The sequence below is a fragment of the Bacillus sp. LBA3-1-1.1 genome, assembly GCF_040676495.1.
In the GTDB taxonomy this organism is placed as follows: domain Bacteria; phylum Bacillota; class Bacilli; order Bacillales; family Bacillaceae_G; genus Bacillus_A; species Bacillus_A nitratireducens.
In genome coordinates this window covers 104,017-122,270 of record NZ_JBEGIB010000004.1, presented here as the reverse complement: position 1 = coordinate 122,270, position 18,254 = coordinate 104,017, and the positions used below count along the sequence as shown (strand labels likewise).

22 protein-coding genes, 1 pseudogene and 1 riboswitch are annotated in these 18,254 nt (G+C 34.4%); of the genes and pseudogenes, 5 read left to right on the top strand and 18 right to left on the bottom strand.

Features of this window, described 5'->3' with window-relative positions:
- Positions 1 to 65: 65 nt before the first annotated feature.
- The 5 genes and pseudogenes from MRBLBA3_RS05250 to MRBLBA3_RS05230 all read right to left on the bottom strand — a co-directional run bounded on the left by MRBLBA3_RS05250 (position 66) and on the right by MRBLBA3_RS05230 (position 3,888).
- Positions 66 to 1,016, bottom strand: coding sequence for a ribonucleotide reductase (locus MRBLBA3_RS05250; RefSeq protein WP_306295567.1), 951 nt, complete (start codon positions 1,014 to 1,016; stop codon positions 66 to 68).
- Between the two features lie 383 nt (positions 1,017 to 1,399).
- Positions 1,400 to 2,527 (bottom strand): annotated as a pseudogene (locus MRBLBA3_RS05245) (ribonucleotide reductase N-terminal alpha domain-containing protein); the annotation flags it as partial.
- Complete coding sequence (nrdI, locus tag MRBLBA3_RS05240) at positions 2,514 to 2,873, bottom strand: class Ib ribonucleoside-diphosphate reductase assembly flavoprotein NrdI (protein ID WP_000959445.1); 360 nt, start codon at positions 2,871 to 2,873, stop codon at positions 2,514 to 2,516. The gene nrdI and the pseudogene MRBLBA3_RS05245, both read right to left, overlap by 14 nt.
- Before the next feature lie 480 nt (positions 2,874 to 3,353).
- Positions 3,354 to 3,668: a hypothetical protein gene (locus tag MRBLBA3_RS05235; RefSeq protein ID WP_000502206.1), complete on the bottom strand. Its 315-nt coding sequence runs from the start codon at positions 3,666 to 3,668 to the stop codon at positions 3,354 to 3,356.
- A 25-nt stretch (positions 3,669 to 3,693) separates the two neighbouring features.
- Positions 3,694 to 3,888, bottom strand: coding sequence for a hypothetical protein (locus MRBLBA3_RS05230; RefSeq protein ID WP_000360788.1), 195 nt, complete (start codon positions 3,886 to 3,888; stop codon positions 3,694 to 3,696).
- Positions 3,889 to 4,149: 261 nt separating this feature from the next.
- Here MRBLBA3_RS05230 and MRBLBA3_RS05225 point away from each other — a divergent pair, with 261 nt between their 5' ends.
- Positions 4,150 to 4,728 (top strand): GNAT family N-acetyltransferase, encoded by a 579-nt coding sequence (locus MRBLBA3_RS05225; protein WP_000619520.1) that lies wholly within the window; start codon positions 4,150 to 4,152, stop codon positions 4,726 to 4,728.
- Between the two features lie 59 nt (positions 4,729 to 4,787).
- Here MRBLBA3_RS05225 and MRBLBA3_RS05220 read toward each other — a convergent pair whose 3' ends face one another.
- Both MRBLBA3_RS05220 and MRBLBA3_RS05215 read right to left on the bottom strand, forming a co-directional pair.
- Positions 4,788 to 5,390 (bottom strand): histidine phosphatase family protein, encoded by a 603-nt coding sequence (locus MRBLBA3_RS05220; protein WP_001222805.1) that lies wholly within the window; start codon positions 5,388 to 5,390, stop codon positions 4,788 to 4,790.
- Between the two features lie 91 nt (positions 5,391 to 5,481).
- Positions 5,482 to 5,640 (bottom strand): hypothetical protein, encoded by a 159-nt coding sequence (locus tag MRBLBA3_RS05215; RefSeq protein ID WP_000971079.1) that lies wholly within the window; start codon positions 5,638 to 5,640, stop codon positions 5,482 to 5,484.
- 258 nt (positions 5,641 to 5,898) lie between these two features.
- Here MRBLBA3_RS05215 and MRBLBA3_RS05210 point away from each other — a divergent pair, with 258 nt between their 5' ends.
- Positions 5,899 to 6,084 carry a YkvS family protein gene (locus MRBLBA3_RS05210; protein WP_001165083.1) on the top strand — a complete coding sequence of 62 codons (186 nt, stop codon included), beginning with the start codon at positions 5,899 to 5,901 and terminating at the stop codon, positions 6,082 to 6,084.
- Positions 6,085 to 6,138: 54 nt separating this feature from the next.
- Here the strand turns inward: MRBLBA3_RS05210 and queF are convergent, their stop codons facing one another.
- From queF to queC, 4 genes are read right to left on the bottom strand one after another with little or no spacing between them, the layout of a single operon-like run.
- Positions 6,139 to 6,636, bottom strand: coding sequence for a preQ(1) synthase (queF, locus tag MRBLBA3_RS05205; RefSeq protein ID WP_000918893.1), 498 nt, complete (start codon positions 6,634 to 6,636; stop codon positions 6,139 to 6,141).
- An 18-nt stretch (positions 6,637 to 6,654) separates the two neighbouring features.
- Positions 6,655 to 7,371 carry a 7-carboxy-7-deazaguanine synthase QueE gene (gene queE, locus MRBLBA3_RS05200; RefSeq protein WP_098318845.1) on the bottom strand — a complete coding sequence of 239 codons (717 nt, stop codon included), beginning with the start codon at positions 7,369 to 7,371 and terminating at the stop codon, positions 6,655 to 6,657.
- Positions 7,364 to 7,855 carry a 6-carboxytetrahydropterin synthase QueD gene (gene queD / locus MRBLBA3_RS05195; protein ID WP_000368412.1) on the bottom strand — a complete coding sequence of 164 codons (492 nt, stop codon included), beginning with the start codon at positions 7,853 to 7,855 and terminating at the stop codon, positions 7,364 to 7,366. The genes queE and queD overlap by 8 nt, the downstream gene beginning before the upstream one ends.
- Entirely contained in the window at positions 7,855 to 8,517 is a 663-nt protein-coding gene (queC, locus tag MRBLBA3_RS05190) for a 7-cyano-7-deazaguanine synthase QueC (RefSeq protein WP_363380049.1), read from the bottom strand. Before queC ends, queD begins: the two co-directional genes overlap by 1 nt.
- Before the next feature lie 93 nt (positions 8,518 to 8,610).
- Positions 8,611 to 8,654: riboswitch (PreQ1 riboswitch) on the bottom strand.
- Between the two features lie 207 nt (positions 8,655 to 8,861).
- On the opposite strand from queC, the gene MRBLBA3_RS05185 reads away from it, so the two are divergent.
- Entirely contained in the window at positions 8,862 to 10,070 is a 1,209-nt protein-coding gene (locus tag MRBLBA3_RS05185) for an ATP-binding protein (RefSeq protein WP_097811497.1), read from the top strand.
- Positions 10,071 to 10,079: 9 nt separating this feature from the next.
- On the opposite strand, the gene MRBLBA3_RS05180 is transcribed toward MRBLBA3_RS05185, so the two are convergent.
- The 4 genes from MRBLBA3_RS05180 to MRBLBA3_RS05165 all read right to left on the bottom strand — a co-directional run bounded on the left by MRBLBA3_RS05180 (position 10,080) and on the right by MRBLBA3_RS05165 (position 13,355).
- A complete protein-coding gene (locus MRBLBA3_RS05180; protein ID WP_000038354.1) occupies positions 10,080 to 10,196 on the bottom strand; it encodes a DUF6254 family protein in 117 nt (38 codons plus the stop codon).
- A 184-nt stretch (positions 10,197 to 10,380) separates the two neighbouring features.
- Entirely contained in the window at positions 10,381 to 10,914 is a 534-nt protein-coding gene (locus MRBLBA3_RS05175) for a DinB family protein (RefSeq protein ID WP_000941980.1), read from the bottom strand.
- Positions 10,915 to 11,053: 139 nt separating this feature from the next.
- Complete coding sequence (locus tag MRBLBA3_RS05170; RefSeq protein ID WP_000008592.1) at positions 11,054 to 12,748, bottom strand: M3 family oligoendopeptidase; 1,695 nt, start codon at positions 12,746 to 12,748, stop codon at positions 11,054 to 11,056.
- A gap of 160 nt (positions 12,749 to 12,908) precedes the next feature.
- Entirely contained in the window at positions 12,909 to 13,355 is a 447-nt protein-coding gene (locus MRBLBA3_RS05165; protein ID WP_000203343.1) for a MarR family winged helix-turn-helix transcriptional regulator, read from the bottom strand.
- A 193-nt stretch (positions 13,356 to 13,548) separates the two neighbouring features.
- Here MRBLBA3_RS05165 and MRBLBA3_RS05160 point away from each other — a divergent pair, with 193 nt between their 5' ends.
- The gene (locus MRBLBA3_RS05160) at positions 13,549 to 15,045 is read left to right on the top strand and encodes a DUF3149 domain-containing protein (RefSeq protein ID WP_097811499.1); all 1,497 of its coding nucleotides are present in this window, start codon (positions 13,549 to 13,551) and stop codon (positions 15,043 to 15,045) included.
- Between the two features lie 29 nt (positions 15,046 to 15,074).
- Here the strand turns inward: MRBLBA3_RS05160 and MRBLBA3_RS05155 are convergent, their stop codons facing one another.
- A complete protein-coding gene (locus MRBLBA3_RS05155) occupies positions 15,075 to 15,356 on the bottom strand; it encodes an aspartyl-phosphate phosphatase Spo0E family protein (RefSeq protein ID WP_000495523.1) in 282 nt (93 codons plus the stop codon).
- A gap of 483 nt (positions 15,357 to 15,839) precedes the next feature.
- Between MRBLBA3_RS05155 and MRBLBA3_RS05150 the strand changes: the two genes are divergently transcribed.
- On the top strand, positions 15,840 to 16,610 hold the full coding sequence (locus MRBLBA3_RS05150; RefSeq protein WP_001234133.1) for a divergent polysaccharide deacetylase family protein: 771 nt from the start codon (positions 15,840 to 15,842) through the stop codon (positions 16,608 to 16,610).
- 64 nt (positions 16,611 to 16,674) lie between these two features.
- Here MRBLBA3_RS05150 and cbpA read toward each other — a convergent pair whose 3' ends face one another.
- Both cbpA and MRBLBA3_RS05140 read right to left on the bottom strand, forming a co-directional pair.
- Complete coding sequence (cbpA, locus tag MRBLBA3_RS05145) at positions 16,675 to 17,298, bottom strand: cyclic di-AMP binding protein CbpA (RefSeq protein ID WP_001264223.1); 624 nt, start codon at positions 17,296 to 17,298, stop codon at positions 16,675 to 16,677.
- A 126-nt stretch (positions 17,299 to 17,424) separates the two neighbouring features.
- Positions 17,425 to 18,054 (bottom strand): class II aldolase/adducin family protein, encoded by a 630-nt coding sequence (locus tag MRBLBA3_RS05140; RefSeq protein WP_000895985.1) that lies wholly within the window; start codon positions 18,052 to 18,054, stop codon positions 17,425 to 17,427.
- Between the last annotated feature and the right edge of the window lie 200 nt (positions 18,055 to 18,254).

The window sequence follows — 18,254 nt, the reverse complement described above, 5'->3', positions numbered from 1 at the left end:
AAAAATTGATAACTAAGCATGAGCAGGGTTCAGAAAACCCTGCTCATCATGTCACACTTTTTATATTAAACAGTACAAGCCACGCACTCTTCCACGCTTAATTTACGTGTTCTCGTATAATAAAGACTCTTCAAGCCTTTTTTATGTGCATAAATGTAGTAACGTGCTAACTCACGTGTTGAAATATCACTATTAACGTAAAGAATCGTACTAATTCCCTGGTCAATATGCTCTTGAATTTCTGCGATTAAATCAATTAATTTAAACTGATTCATGTCGTAAGAAGATTTATAGTACCAGAACGTATCTTTTGATAAATATGGCATTGGATAATATGTTGTCGCATTCGCATACGTTCTTGATTCGATTTGACTTACGATCGGCATTACGCTTGAAGTTGCATTTTGAACGTAACTGATAGATTGTGTAGGAGCGATAGCAAGACGATATGAATTATATAATCCATTCTTCTTCACTTGCTCTTTTAAACTTGTCCAATCTTCTTTTGTTGGAATATGAATTCCTTCAAATAGTTGCTGAACTTTCTCAGTTACCGGGCTGTAATCTGTCGTTTCATACTTTTCAAAGTATGTGCCGTTCGCATAATCAGACTTATCGAAGTCTTTAAATGTTTCGCCTTTTTCTTTAGCGATTTCCATACTTTTCTCAATCGAGTAGTAATTTAACATCATAAAGAATGTACGAGCGAACTCTTTCGCTTCTGCACTTTCATATGCGATTTTATTTTTTGATAAATATCCGTGTAAATTCATTGCTCCAAGTCCAACTGAATGAAGCTCATCATTTGCTTTTTTCACAGTTGGCGCATTCGGAATGATCGTCATATCAGAAACAGCTGTTAAAGCTTCCATTCCCGCATGAACTGCTTCACGAATTTCTTTATTTTCCATTACATTTACGATATTTAACGATCCTAAGTTACAGTTAATATCACGACGGATAATGTCATCTGTACCGTAATCATTTATTTCAGAAGTTTCTTGAAGCTGGAAGATTTCTGTCTCGAATGTTCAACCGAGTTCGCTACTCCTCAGTCCGTTGCTCATGCAACTGCTGTATGTCACCATACAGGACAGACTATATCATCACCTACAGCATTACCTGATTAGGTGCTCCGCTTTTCGAACGCCAATCGCTTGCGCTCTACTCCCAAATGGGATAGTCGTTAGGCTTTTACTTATCTTAATCTTTCAGAAAGTCTCTTATTACTTTATGTTGTCCGATAACTCTGCTATACAAAATAATAAGATACATTCTGAACTTTTATATTTTCATTCTAAGATAAGATTTAGCACGGTAGGTTACCTCAAACTTGAGGCTTTCCCCGTTTAACGGAGTTGTTCGACTAGCATTTCTACTAGAAGGTGCTACATATTTAACACAAGTTCGACATCTTCACAGTTCCAATATCCTTCAATGGATGCTGGTTATTTGCATTTGATTTAAACATTAAGTATGGGTAACCAGACTCAAGCTGAATCATAGCAATTTTAATCAGCATATCACGCGCACTAATATCTAGTGGCTTCTTCTTCACTTTCGGATTGCTCATTAATTCATCGTACATTTCATCAATATCTATATCATCTAAATGTTTTCCGTACTCTTTAAATACTGTATAAGGCGCGAAAACATGGAAAGGTTCGTTTTTCTCAGCAAGTTCAAAGAACTTACTTGGAACGATAATTCCGATTGATAGAGACTGGATACGGCTCTTCTCATCGGCATTTATTTTTTTTGTATCAAGGAATTCAATAATATCCCAATGGAAAATGTTTAAGTATACAGCGCCGGCACCTTTTCGTTGGCCAAGTTGATTCGCATATGAAAACGAATCTTCAAGCAATTTCATAACAGGTACTACACCACTTGCGGCGTTATCAATACCTTTAATTTGCTCACCACGTGCACGTAGCTTAGATAAGTTTAAAGCTACTCCACCACCAATTTTCGATAATTGCATTGCTGTATTAATGTTAAAGCCAATTGAATTTAAGCTATCGTCCATCTCTAACAAGAAACAAGACACCATTTCTCCTCTTCTGCTTCTTCCCGCATTTAAAAAGGTTGGTGTCGCTGGTTGGTAGTTTTGTTTTACAATCATGCTTGCGAAGTGTTTTGCCTTCGCAACATCACCGCGTCCTAAGTATAATGACACAATTGCTACACGATCTTCATAGCTTTCTAAGTATTGTTTTTGATCATTCGTTTTTAACGCATAATCTTTATAGAACTTAGATGCTGCCATATAAGATTGGAACTCGAAGTTTTCACCATAAGCGATGTTATATACTCCCTCTACTTCCTCCAAGCTATACTCGTCCAGAACGTTGTAATAGTAATCGTGTTCTTTCATATACTCCATTCGCTCTGCCACGCTATTAAAATGAACGGTATTCTCTCTAGCTTCTTCCATAAAGACTTCTAACGCCTCTTTATCTTTATGAAGCTGATAAAAACCGTCCTGCATTTGCGTGATTTCATTATTCAGTTCAATGTGTCGCAATCTCCCGCACCCTTTCTTTAAAATATTCTACATCATTATTTGTTCCAGATAACTCAAATTTTGATACAATAGGCACTTCATATTTAGTAGAAATTTTGTCAGCACTTGCACCGAACATGTCTCCCCAATTACGATTGCCGCTTGCAGATACGCCTTTTAATTTTTCATTATTGCGTTCTAAAAAGTCTAAAACACGTTCCGGTACATTGCCAAAACCTGTTGTATACGTAATAAGAATAAAGTCTTCATCTAATACTAGAGCTTCATCAATTTGAACGGCCGGCATATTTAATTTGTGGATGAAACGCTTCACGTTTCCTGTCATAGAATCATATGCAACTAACATTTCCGACCCTCCCTCTCCAATATATATTCTCTGTATGTCGTTTCTTGTTTTCTCTATATATTGTATTACGTTTCAAAATAAGACACAAGATATATGTATAAAATCTTTATTTTTTTAACTTTTACTTTTCGACATGATCATCGTTTTTTTTCAATACAAAGACTATGAAACAACATTCTAAAACTCATGTCAATAAAGTGCTTTTCAAAAAAGTTGTCAACGCATTTAACCTCATTTTAAAAAAGTTAACAATATTTTTTGTCATAAAACAGTAAATGCTGGAGGATTATATTTCTCCAGCATCACGCAAAAAAGAACAGACATTAAACGATAATCTGTTCTAAAAAACGATTACATTTATCAATTTTACTTTATTAAATATTATACATACTCTTTCGTTCCTCGTTACATACTAAAAGATAACTATTATAGAAAAAGATTATTATTATGGAACTTCAATTTTATTTATGAAAAAAATTATTACAGGTGCTCAATACGCAAAATATCTTTTATAAATATATGATGTGGATCCTCATCTTTATCGAGCATTGTACATACAGGAGCTTCTTCATCAAAGTATACGATCATTCCTTCTACGTACTGATATGTATGTTGAACTTGTACAGTTACTTTAATTTCTACAGCTTGCTCATATGCTCTTTTTATTTTCTGAAGCATTTTTGCTGAACATTTTCGTTTCTCTGGATACATAACCATTCCCATAAACCTATTCCCAGCTCTATCTTTCCACATATAATCCCAATGTGGTAATATGCCTTGTTTAAAATCTCCCATAATTCTCCTCTCCTTTATCTTCTATTTATGAACGTGGTGTTTCTGAATATGTATAAATTACCTGTCCACCGCGCTGTGCGTTCCCGATAATATGTTTAAAATCTTCTCGACTTACAACAACTTCCCTGAACGTATAAAATACATCTTTTGTCGCAACATACTCCTTTATTTCACCATTTTTCAGCTGATCCAAAATTGCATTTGCTAATTGTTTATCCATGTATTTCACCTCTCCGCAATAGTTTATTTTATCGCATCTTCTATAGGTCGACAACGGTAAAATTATCCCGTTACTATTATTTAATTCACTTCCATTATTTTTATAGCTATATCACTTTATTATATTCGCACTAAATATCATATACTAACATAGCTACTTCTCTATATCAAACTTTTTGACGCTCTGTATAACAAAGTTCCAATCCACTGTTTGTTATTTTATTTTATGCTACAATATATGCATAGAACTAGGAGGGATACTATGATTCGGAAAGCAAAAAAGACAGATGCGATAGGAGTAGCACCTTTACTGTATAACGCTCTGCACGAAATTGCTGAAAAAATCACAGGTAGCACAGTTGAAGCAAAAGTATTACTAGGACTTGAAACATGGTTCGCAAAAGAAAATAATCGATTGAGCTATGAAAACTGTTTAGTGGCTGAACAAGATGGAAAGGTAGTTGGGGTTATTGTCGTTTATCACGGTAGTGACGCTGAACAACTTGATGCACCAATCATACACCACTTAAGAGAACTACATGAAGACGAAGCCATTACGTTAGAAAAAGAAGCTGAACTTGATGAGTATTATATTGACACGTTGTCAGTTTCAAATATGTACGGTGGACGTGGCATTGGCTCTAAATTAATCGATGCAGCTGAACTTCATGCAACTGAAAAAGGTCATGAAAAAATCGCCTTACTTGTTAATTTAGAAAACAAACGCGCTTTTTCACTATATGAAAAACTTGGTTACAAAAAAGATAACATCGTTATGCTCGTTGGTGAACCGTATGCCCATCTAATAAAACCATTACGGTCATTAGTTTCTATATCTTAAAAGGACAATTCTTTTTGCTTGTTATGAAAAGAAAGAGGCTGCCAAAAGGACAGCCTCTTTTATGTTAAATTCGTATTTAATACATTTCCATCCATCGCCTCACGAAATGTATACGTTGTACATCCCCATGGCTTCCTATGGAAAATAGGCGAACCTGACCACCCCATTGCCCTCAGTTCAGTCCCAATCATCACATTAAAATAACTATGACCTACAAGAGCAATATGTCCGTGTACGAGCGCATAGCGGTGTAACATATTAGCAGCTTGCCTTGCTCTTTCTCTTACTTCCTTATAAGACTCAACATCCTTACTATAAGCAGCTATCCATAGTGTACGTCCAATAAACATCCATACATTAGGTTTACATTTCAACCATTTTGGAGCATAAAAACCTGTCGGAATTTCAGCTTCCCTAAAAAGAGGATTTTGCACAAAAGATAAAGAATCCGTTAATACGGTTGCTGATTGCACAGCGCGCCTCTGATCACTCGTTACGACCAATTTCGCTGTTGTAATCGCCTCAATTGTTTCAATCGGTATATGAGCTTCTTTTACCATAGTTCCTAAATCATATTGCTTCATCCATTCACGAAATGAAATAATTGTCATTGGCTCTATAGTACTGTCCAAACGACCATGACGAATAAAAGAAATTCGCATTCTTTCCACTCCCCATTCATCACTTACGAACTATATTATGTACTATTTCTTATTGCCATCATACCATGCATAAAAAGAAAGTTATATATCATTACATATCCCCACTACTATCATGCGTTATCGATGCATGCACACTATCCAGTCCATCAAAATATGTAGTTGTTTCATGTTGACGCATTTTCTTCAACTGTATATAAGAAAATAAAAATAATAAAATCGCTATAAAGCTCCCCACAATTTCAAACATCATTTTACCGCCCCTAATTTCTCCCACTTTAGTAGGTCATTGTATCTTTTTTTATTATACCCCCATATAAAGATGTATGCATTTTCATCATTCCTCTCCTAACAATATTTTTTCACATATTTTCTTACAAAAAGTGAATATTTTTTGAATTTTTACTTTGGAAACATTTACAAATTGGTAAATATAGTTCAAAATAAGAGGAAATAAAAAAAAGCCCAAATTATTCTTTTTTGGGGAAAACTGTAACAAGGAGAGTTGCTTATGCAGATCGCAGAAACTGGAGATATCATTGAATTTAAAGGTGGAATGCAAGGCCGTGTTCAAAAAGTAAATCAAAATTCTGTTATTGTTGATTTAACAATTATGGAGAATTTTAGAGAACTAGATATGGAACCTCTTACAGTTGTAAGTCATAAAAACTATACTGTCATTAATCAACATGCATAATATAATAGAAAGAAAGGATCTGTATATCATACAGATCCTTTCTTTCTATATATATTAACGATTATCAACTGTTTCCGGATATAGATCGTGGTTCATCATACGGTAATCTGCCATTTTCTCATACTTAGTTCCTGGGCGACCGTAGTTACAGTAAGGATCGATTGAAATCCCACCACGTGGTGTAAATTTCCCCCATACCTCAATATAACGTGGATCCATTAATTTAATTAAATCATTCATAATAACGTTCATGCAATCTTCGTGGAAGTCACCATGATTTCGGAAGCTAAATAAATATAGCTTTAAAGATTTACTCTCTACCATTCTTTGTTCTGGAATGTAGCTAATATAAATTGTTGCAAAATCAGGTTGTCCTGTTTTCGGACATAAACTTGTAAATTCAGGACAGTTGAATTTTACAAAGTAATCACGGTTTGGATGGTTATTATCAAATACCTCTAAAATTTCTGGGCTATATTCAAATAAATATTTTGTATTTTGATTTCCTAATAATGTTACATCTTTTAAATCTTCATCTAATCTTCCTGCCATTTTAAACATCCCTTCTCGTTATACGCCTCGTTTATTTCCCCATACTAACGCATGAAGCTGCGGCAATACTTTCGCGTCATTCATCTCTTTACAGTTAACAGCTTTTTCAATAAGCCACTCATACTTATCTAATAATTTTTTAATAAGCATTGCATCATCCACTGTTTTCGTATCATCATTTCCTACTTGTAAGAAAAATGGTACATCTGGATAACGTCCATGCATCTTAACTGCATATTCAAAATCTTGATCATCGAATACTACTACTTTTAAACTAATATCTTTTCCTGCTAGTTTCTGAATAACATCATCTAACTTCTGAAAATCTGTTTTCATTGTTGAACTTGGCGGTTTTGGCGAAATCGTTACCTCATCAATTTGAAGTAACCAATCTTGCCATTTACTCCCTTGTGTTTCGATCGCCGTTCGCATCCCATTCTCTTTTAATATAGAAAGAAGCGACTCAATATTTTTCAATAAAACAGGATTTCCACCCGAAATCGTAACATGAGAGAAATTTTCTCCTCCAATTTCAACAAGCTCATTCCAAATGTCTTCCGCTGGCATTTGTCTAATTTGATCTTTTGCCGATCCATCCCACGTAAAAGCAGAATCACACCAAGCACAGCTATAGTCACAGCCAGCAGTTCGAATAAACATAGTTTTTTGCCCGACAACCATGCCTTCTCCTTGAATGGTCGGACCGAATATTTCTAAGACAGGGATTTTACTCATCGAGCATCCACTCCCGTCTTACTTCCGCATAACTAGTCGGTGTCTCAAATAAACGAACAAATTCAACACGAGCTCCTTTATATTCATTCGCACGATTATCTTTTGTTAATGCTTCTGCCATCTTTTCATAAATCCAAACAACCATGTTTTCAGCAGTCGTATTCATCGCTGGTAACGTTTCGTTTAAATAACGATGGTCTAAATAAATTTCTATTTCATTTTTCCAAATTTCTTTTATATCTCCAAAGTCAATTGCAAGACCTATTTCATTTACATATCCACTAATCCCAAATACAACTTTATATGTGTGACCATGTAAGTTTTTACATTTCCCTTCATAACAGTGTAAATGGTGTGCTGCATCAAATGTAAATTCCTTGCTGACCATTACTCTTTTATTATGATATTTGAGCTGTTTACGCTGAATATCCTTGTCCATTTTTTGCAAATTTTCTACGATGCGAAATCCAAAGAAATTATCCATTAGTTATTTGCTCCTTCGCGTTCTTGTAGGTACGTATCTAATCCTGCTTTACGAAGCTGGCATGCTGGACATTCACCGCAACCATCACCAATGATTCCGTTATAACATGTTAATGTTTTTTCTCTAACAAACTCGAACGCGCCAAGTTCATCAGATAATTTCCACGTGTCTGCTTTATCAATCCACATAAGTGGTGTATGAATGACAAATGGATAATCCATAGATAAATTTAATGTAACATTTAACGATTTCACAAACACATCACGGCAATCTGGATAACCACTAAAATCAGTTTCACATACACCCGTTACAATATGACGTGCTCCAACTTGTTTTGCTAATACAGCAGCAAATGATAAGAATAATAAATTCCGCCCATCTACAAATGTCGATGGCAATTCCCCTTCTTCGTGTGTAATCTCCATATCTATTCTCGTTAACGCATTGGGAGCTAGCTGATTTAGTAAGCTCATATCTATCGCTGTATGTTTAATGCCAAGCTCATTCGCAATTTCCGCTGCACAATCAATTTCTAACTTATGACGTTGATTGTAGTTAAATGTTACAGCTTCCACCTCCGCAAACTGCTCTATTGCCCAAAATAAACATGTTGTACTATCTTGTCCACCACTAAAAACAACAACTGCTTTTTCTTTTTTCATTTCACTCATTCTCCTTCTCTACTACGAATAAGAAGAAAGAACGTTCTTGAACTGTCACAATAAAAAAACAAAACAATACCTAAGGATATTGTTGTTTCCATAGTTTTTTATAGAGGGAGTTCGCGAACCTCTCCCATGCGGTGCATGGAATTTCTTCTTTCATTGACAAAACATATTGTAACATATTGTATACTACCAGAAAAAATTTCTGATTTTTCCGCTATTTCACATTTCATTTCTCTCATTTTATAGTATGATTAATTTAATGTGAGAAGAGAGGAGGCAGCCCACTGAAACTCTTTATTATTTATCTCTTTTTAAATATATTATGCATTCTTGTTACAATGCTTATATATCATTTATTTTGGAATCAAAAAGGGAAAAGCTCTCCTAAATTAAATTCAACTATATTTATTGTATTATGTTGCCTCGCCACCATACTATGCATCACTTTCGCAGCAAAAACAAATTATGGATTTCAATTTGATATGCGTCATATCGTATTAATTGTCGGTACATTAACAGGGGGACCTATTGCCGGTGCTTCCATCTTAGCTGTATTAAACATATATCGTGTATTATTAGGAGGAATAGGTGTTTTCCCATCTCTTATCGCTTCGGTTCTCCTATTTATTGTTCTACTATTAACATACAAACTGTTTAACCGAAGTTCTAATCGTGTAAAAATAGCACTCGCTATCTTTTACAGTCTCATATTCGGATTTAGCTGGATACCATTTTTCCTTTCAACGGTTACAAATAAGGCTGATTATATATCGTATATTATTGTGTACGAACTCTGTACGATACTTGGTACAATCCTTATTTTATATTTATTACACATATTACAAACGCAAGTTCGTCTCCAAAATGAACTTATGAATGCTGAAAAATTTCATTTAATCGGTGAAATGGCAGCTTCTATCTCTCATGAAATTCGTAATCCTTTAACTTCAACGAAAGGATTTTTGCAACTTTTACAGTCAGATACATGTTCTGAGAAGGAACGAAAATTATATATCGACATAGCCATTAATGGGATCGAACAAGCAAATCATGTTCTTACAGACTACTTAACTTTTGCAAAACCGAGTATTGAAAAAGAACAACAATTACAAGTAGAGGAAGAGTTACTTCATGCGTTATCTTTAATTACACCTCTCGCCAATTTAACAAATGTTCGCATACATTATATAAAACAAAGTACATCTTTCTTTATAGCTGGTGAAAGGCAAAAGCTGAACCAATGTTTATTAAATATTTTTAAAAACTGTATTGAGGCTATGCCTAACGGTGGTGACCTTATTCTTACATTAGTTCCAGACCATAAACATATACAATTATATATAAAAGATACAGGCGTTGGTATGGATCCAGAACAAGTAAAACGCCTCGGGTCACCCTTCTACTCGACGAAAGAAAAAGGGACCGGACTCGGGATGATGGTCGTCTTCAGTGTCATTCAAGCAATGAATGGAAAGATTGATATTATTAGTGAAAAAGGAACAGGTACAACATTTTTATTAACTTTCCCAATCATACAAAAAACGTGATGAAATTCATCACGTTTTTTCTGTTCCTTCAACTAATTCTGCAAAAGCTTTCACTTTTCCATGTGGTTTTTGATTCTCTTTCCGAGCTTTCCAAGCGCGCTCTTCTTCTCTCTTTTTCTTTGACATACTTTTCAACTCCTTTTCTCTTCTCCATGTAGTATTCCAAAATGAGAAAGAAAACTATGCATGAGTAAAAAAGGAAAAGAAGCGGTTCACCGCTTCTTTTCCTTTATCCCGCTATTTGAGGGCAGCCCGATTGGCACATAATAGTAATCAGTGCAGGGTGCCACCCAATGATTAAAGTTTCACTTTATCGCTGTAAAATTGCATGTTTTGCTTCTTTTAGCTGTGTAAGATGCCTTTGTTCGTGCAAATCCAAAAATTGAACCCATTGGTATAAATTCAAATCATTAAAAATAGGATGTTTCAATCCATTTTCAAATAATTCTTTTTCATCTATCACACTATGAAGTGCATGTAATAATTCTTGTCGTGAATGTTCTAGTAATTGAATTCCTTGCAGTTTTTTCATTAATGTCTCTGTTGGTTTCATTTGTTGAGGAGCTTCCCGTTTATATGTGCGATCAAGCGTAAGTTGGAGGTCTTTAAATGGAGCAAGCTTTCTTTCTTTTTTTTGCAAAGCATATACAAGGGCAGATGTGACAGACTGTTCAACTAAATGTAAATGATGCAAAATTTGAATAATACTCCATTTATCACGACGTGGTTTTACATTCACCTCCGTATCATTTAACATTTCAATTTCTGATAACAGCGTGCTTCGTGTAGACTGTAATGAGTGGACTAAAGTTTCTAAACTAACATCCATATTAGATTGAAGCATAATGCTTTCCCCCCTTTTGTTGGTGAAAAGAGGTGCTCCTTATTAGAAACACCTCTTAGATAATTCTGAATTTTCTTTTATTATCTCATCATTTTCCCATTATGTCGATGTTAAACATGTGAAAAAAAGCGCATGTTTTTTACAATTTTGTGTCGTCAACAGCACGTAACCACGCTTCAATTTCTGTAATTACACTTTTTACACAACCTTCAGCAAATGGCGATGTTAAATTTGCAACTTCTACTAATTCTAAGAATGATTTACTTCCACCTTGCTGACAAAGATTCACATAATCTTCCCAAGCCTCTTGTCTATTATCTCTTGCACGTTTCCAAAATTGCAGCGCACAAATTTGAGCTAACGTGTAGTCAATATAATAGAACGGTGAGCTATAAATGTGGCCTTGACGTTGCCAGAAACCACCGCGCTCTAAATAATCATTATCTTCATAATCACGATGTGGTAAATATTTCTTCTCTATGTTACGCCATGCTGACTTACGTTCTGCTGGCGATGCTTCTGGATTCTCATATACATAATGTTGATATTCGTCTACAGATACACCGTACGGTAAAAATAGAAGTGCTGAACTTAAGTGTGAGAAATAATATTTTTCCGCATCTTCTTCAAAGAATAACTTCATCCATGGCCATGTAAAGAATTCCATACTCATTGAATGGATTTCACACGCTTCATATGTTGGCCAATTGTATTCTGGAATTTCATACTTACGACTTTCATATACTTGGAAAGCATGACCAGCTTCATGTGTTAGTACATCAATGTCACCAGACGTTCCATTAAAGTTTGAGAAAATGAATGGCGCTTTATAATTCTCAATATATGTACAATATCCGCCACCAGCTTTTCCTTTTTTCGCAACTAAATCTAATAAATCATTATCTAGCATGAAATTAAAAAATTCATCTGTTTCAGCTGATAATTCTTTATACATCGTTTTCCCGTGATTAATAATCCAATCCGCATCACCTTTTGGAGTTGGGTTACCTGTAGCAAACTCAAAGTTTTCATCATAATAAGCTAACTTTTCTACACCGATGCGTGTTTTTTGTCTATTTCTTAACTCTGTTGCAACCGGAACGATATAATCTAATACTTGCTGGCGATAGTTCGCAACCATTTCAGCATTATAATCTGTACGATACATTCTCGCATATCCTAATTCCACAAAGTTTTTAAAACCAAGTGTTTTTGCAATTGTAGTTCTCACTTTAACAAGCTCATCATAAATACGGTCTAACTCTTCCTCATTCCCAGCTAAAAATCCGTAGTATGCTTCACTTGCTGCTTTACGTTCGCTTCTTTCTTTTCCTTGCATAAACGGAATAAGTTGCGATAACGTTCTTTCTTCTCCTGCAAAGTCAATTTTTGCAGATGCTAACAACTGTGTATATTGTGAAGACAATTTATTCTCTAATTGCAAATCTTTCACTACTTCATCTGAATATGTTTTTAAATCACATTCAGCTAGAGCAAATAATTGCTTTCCATAATAGGCTTCTAACTCTTCACGGAATGGAGAATTCATTAACGCCTTATAATATTTTGTTCCGTAGCCTTGTACAACCGGAGAGTATTCATCAAAGAAATCTTGCTCTTCTTTATAAAAAGCATCTGTCGTATCAACAGAATGACGAATATAACAAAGATTCCCCATTGTACCAAAATCATTGCGAATTTCATTGATTGAATTAATTACTTGTTTTTGTTCTTCAACCGTTTTTGTATTATCGAACTTTTCTAAAGCAACAGTAAACTTCTCTTTTAATTCTTCAATATTTGGCCGTTTATATTCATAGTCTTTAAATGACATGAACGAGCCCCCTCTCCATTATATGCATCATTACTATAATTCAATGCTTACTTACAAATATCCTCTTATTCTTCAGCAAAATACAGCAGATACTGTCATGATTACATGTATACAAAAAAGCCTTGGATTTCTTTATCCAAAGCTCCTTTGGAACATATTATTATTTTTCATACTTTCCAATTTTTTTTAATAGATCAAGTAATTCATCCTTTTCATCTTTCGTTAACATTTCGAAAGACTGATGTATAACTTGCTCATGCCCAGGAAAAATAGAAGCAATAAAGCTCTCTCCAGACTCCGTTAATTGTGCATAAATAACACGTCTATCATTCGGGCACGGGATTCTCTTTACTAGTCCTTTTTTCTCTAGCTTATCTACAACGTATGTAATGCTGCCACTAGCTATTAAAATACGCTCACCGATTTGCTGAAGTGGTTGGCCTCCTTTATGATATAGTAGTTCTAATACTGCAAACTCAGTTGGATTTAATCCGTTACTTTGTATGGATTTATTTGTAGTATCCATAACAGAACGATGTACACGGGATAATGCAATAAATACTTTTAAAGATTGAGAAATATCTTCTCGCTCATTATTTGATGTCATACCATTTCAACCCTTCACTTAAATTCTCCGCAACAAAAAGAAAAGCAATGTAGTACTTCATTACAAATTCCAAATGAATATTCTCTCATCCCTTTTCCTCTCTCTAATGTAATGCAAATGATTCTTGAATAAAAACATGACAATTTTAACATAGTTTATATATAATGATAATAAAAAAGAAGGAGTACCAAATTTGAAAGTCAAATTACAAAGCATATTTTTTTACATACTGCTTGTTATACTGCCAACGATAGGGATCGGTGCCACATTTTTTTCGTATCACACATATCAAATGAAACAGGAAAACAAACTATCTGCTCACACTGTTCTCTTTTTATATAGAGACTATTTAGACCATCACCTTGGTGAATCTATATCTGCCTTAGAAATGCTCACAAAAGTCGTAGGGACCGAAACCGGAAACCTCAATGGGATTAAACAGATTGTACATGATACGGATGGAAATGATGAACGTTTTTCCGGCCTATATTACGCTACGACAGATGGGATGATTACAATCGCATCCCAAGGCGATTCGCCGCCTATTGACGTTTCTGACCGCCAATACATTCAAGATGCATTGCAATCTAAGAAAACAACTGTATCATCAGTTATTACAGATCGCGTTCTTGGACATCAAGCTATTATGATTGCCTCTCCAATATTTAATAGACAAAAGGAACTCTCAGGCTTATTATTAGCGAGTTTACGTTTTGACTACATTTCAGCCTCTTTAAATGCTATTAAACCACAGTATCATTTCGAAGTGACTGATAAACATGATGTAGTTTTTCTAACTGATGATAATAATGAAACAAGCGATGGGCATTCTAACATGCTCACTACCCCACTCCAAAGATTAAATTGGAAGGTCTCTGTTTCTCCATTGCCTATCCATCAAAAAACCTTATACCAGTGGGTTTCAATAGAGTGTATAGCTACTTTATTTTTACTGTCTATTTTATTTTTACTTGCTCAATATATGTTGTTAAAACGGCAAACAAAACTGGAAAGACAACAAAATGAACTACAAAAAATTGAATTGGTTGGAACTTTTGCAGCTAGTACAGCCCACGAAATCCGTAATCCTCTTACTGGAATTAAAGGACTCGTCGCTCTATTAAAAGAGAAATATAAAGATGAACAAGATCAGTTCTATTTTTCCATCATCGAACAAGAAATAGAACGGATTAATGAAATTGTAAGCGAATTTCTTATTCTTGGAAAGCCAACTGCTATCATTGAACAAACATATGATGTGAGAACCATTCTAAATGAGGTAGCATTAATTATTCAATCTGAGGCGAATCTACATAACATTGTATTTCATTTACATTTGCCAGACCAACCTGTTCATATACTTTGCTCAAAAGACCATATGAAACAAGTGGTTTTAAACATTACAAAAAATGCAATTGAAGCTATGGCTTCTGGTGATACATTAACCATTATAGTAACAAACAATGAAAAATACGCACAACTGCAAATTATTGATACTGGAAAAGGAATTCCAAAAAATATTCAAAAACACCTCTTTCATCCGTTCTTTACTAATAAAGATACTGGAACAGGTCTTGGGCTTGTCATATGTAAACGAATTGTAGAGATGTACAACGGGCATATATTTATTGATAGTAAAGAAAACAAAGGAACGACAGTTCATATAGAGATTCCATTACACACAGTATAATTATCCTTATCCCAAAAGGATAATTATACTTATTTCATAAAACCAGCCACAAGCATTCTCCAAAAATTGCTCGATTTTCCTGCATACCCAATTTGAAAAATAGGGACCCTTATAATTGAAAACCATTTCGGTGTTTGTTTTTCTTTGTAACTCTGATACTGTACGATAAGCTTGTCCAATTCTTGACTAACTTGAATTGTCTCCATACTATTTAACCCACTTGTTAAACCTAATTGAATCATTTCTTCACGTTTCATATGAATATCATGCGAAAGCTTTTCTAATGTGTACTTCCTTTTTACAGTAAACATCCATATCCCCCTTATTATTCTTCCATGCTCTCAACGTCTCTTCTACTTTATTCCTTTAAACATTTAATCCTATTTGAAGAATCAGAAAATTTAACATTTTCCCCCTGTAATTTACAAATCTTTACCCTCACTTTGAGAATTATTACAAATTATTCTATCTTTGTAAATACATTCGCAATAATAGACATTTTTTTCATCTTCTTTTTTGTAAATACTCAGTAAACAGTGGATTTTCTATTTCCAATGTACTTTTCTTCGACATTTTTTGTTTAATTTATGTAAAAACGCAAAACATAATGATGATTGATAAAGTGGAACTTTAATCAGTGGAGATTTTGCTCCCTCCAACTGATTATTAGCCCTCACCAATCGGGCGTTTACGGGCAGTGGATCTCCCACCTAACTTCTTTGCTCTAGCCGAATTTTGAGGTGGGAATCTTACTGCCCGCAAATAGCGGGATAAAATAGAAAGGAAATATTTAAATGCGCAAATATACTATTACATTTCTCGTCTTCACCCTGTTCATACCCTTCTTCCTATTTCCTATTCAAGCAAACGCTCATACGAATAAAGTTGCTATTGTCATCGATGATTTCGGCAATAATATGAAAGGAACTGATAGGATGTTATCACTTCCTATTCCACTCACTATTGCTGTTATGCCATTTCTTCCTTCTACTAAACAAGATGCAATAGCTGCCCATAAAAAAGGACATGAAGTTATTATACATATGCCCATGGAGCCAATTAGAGGAAAAAAAGAGTGGCTTGGACCGAAAGCGATTACAACAGATTTAAGCGATGAAGAAATAAACAACCGACTCGAACAAGCAATTCAAGAAATACCTCATGCAATAGGAATGAACAATCATATGGGATCAAAAGTAACCGCCGATGAAAGGATTGTACGTCTTATACTTTCTGCCTGTAAAAAACACGGTTTATTTTATTTAGATAGTAAAACAAATCCTAATAGTGTTGTCCCAAAAATCGGTAAAGAATTAGGGGTGCCAGTCATTGAAAATCAATTATTTTTTGATGATGTATATACGGCAAGTCATATTTCAAGACAAGCCCAATTACTCATCAAAAAAATTCAAGAAAAACCAATAATGGTAGCTATCGGGCACGTTGGTCCTCCAGGTGAAATTACATCACGTGTTATTGAAACTTCTATTCCTAAAGTTCGCGAACATGCAGACTTCATTTTTTTATCTGATTTAGTATTATCTCCACCTCCTGTTTCAAAATAAGATTCATTTCTCGTACTAAAAAAGGTACCTATCTACATGCAGATAGGTACCTTTCCTTTTTAACTTAAATATGATCTACATGACTCACCCTAAATCCCTTTTTCTCTATCTTTTCAATTAATTTCTTTAATTTTTTTTCATTTAACTCATCTGATATATTTACGATAATACGGCGAATATATTGATCACCATTATCAAGCGTAAACAGTCCACCTATATTGTATGCCTTTAACAATGTCCCCAGCTCTTTAATTGTTCCCTTACAATCTTGTGTTGCAATTGTTAATATATAACCACCCGTCCGCATACCGAACGAATCTTCAATAACATCAAATACATTAGAATGTGTTAAAATACCGACAAATTCATTATATTCATTTAAAACCGCTAAAAACGGGAGACGACGAATCACGTAAAAAGCTCTAAAAAAAGAATCCTTTTCAAAAATAAACGAATTTGGATCTTCCAACACATCTCCTGTACTTACATGCTCTAATCCGCTATTACACTTCTTCTCTAAAAGATCTACTTTATAAATAATCCCCGTGAATTCCTTCTCATCTTCTGCTAATACGGGGATTGCCCTAAATCCCGTTTCATTCATAATTTGCAAAGCCTTTTCACCAGAATCATTCGTTTTGCAAAATGTCACCTGCTGTTTTGGCAGAAAATGATATTTAACTCGCAAAATATGTTCCTCCTTACATGTCAACATGTAATCTATATATAATAAGGAGACCTATATTTTATGAGTGAAATTTACTTTTAAAACGCTTTCATTTTTTATAGAATGGTAACCTCTATGAACACACCTTTATATAACAGAACTTTTTGCCCCTTTTATCATTAAAAGCTTTACGTGATAGTTCATTAAATATTCTATACCTTCCAACCATTTTTTCGCTTCTTCTGGTGATTTTCCCCACACGATCATTCCGTAATTATGAACAAGGACTACTCCTCCACCTTCAGTAAAATTCGGAACATTACTTTCCAATAAATCAGCGAACTTTTTTTCATCTTCTACAATTGGAATGGTCATTTCTGTAATGCCTTCTTTGCCAAAAACACGTTCCACGCTGCGTTTTTCGAATGTTACTTCTCCTTCTTTCCCATATAGCTCTGACATTAAATGACTATCTACAGTCTGTACTTGTAAAATACATTCTGCACTGCTTTTTTTATAAATATCCGCATGCATAAACGACTCTGAAGCTGGTTTTTCTTCGTTTTCAAATACTGGCTCACACATGCAATTTACTACAATAAAGTCTTCTTCAGAAAATACTCCTTTATCTCTTCCCTCTACATTTATCAAAAATGTTAATGGCTCTTTTGACGTACACATCGATAAACTAATTTTTGTACCATAAAACCAATCGCGAAGTGCCAGTTCTGCCTTCACATCTTTTAATTCGTTCCATTTCTTCAGAAAAAATAACATTTCGTCACCCCCGGCGTAATATTAATATAATTTTCAAATCCTTTCTATGTAAAAGGAATGTTTTTTGATTATTCTAAAAATTTAATTGAATTATCACACGAGAATGCCTTTTTGTCAATATGGTTTCAGCACCTATCGGAAAAATAGACATATCACCTATAAGCACTCCTGTCTATTTCTTACTTGATTTTGTACATATA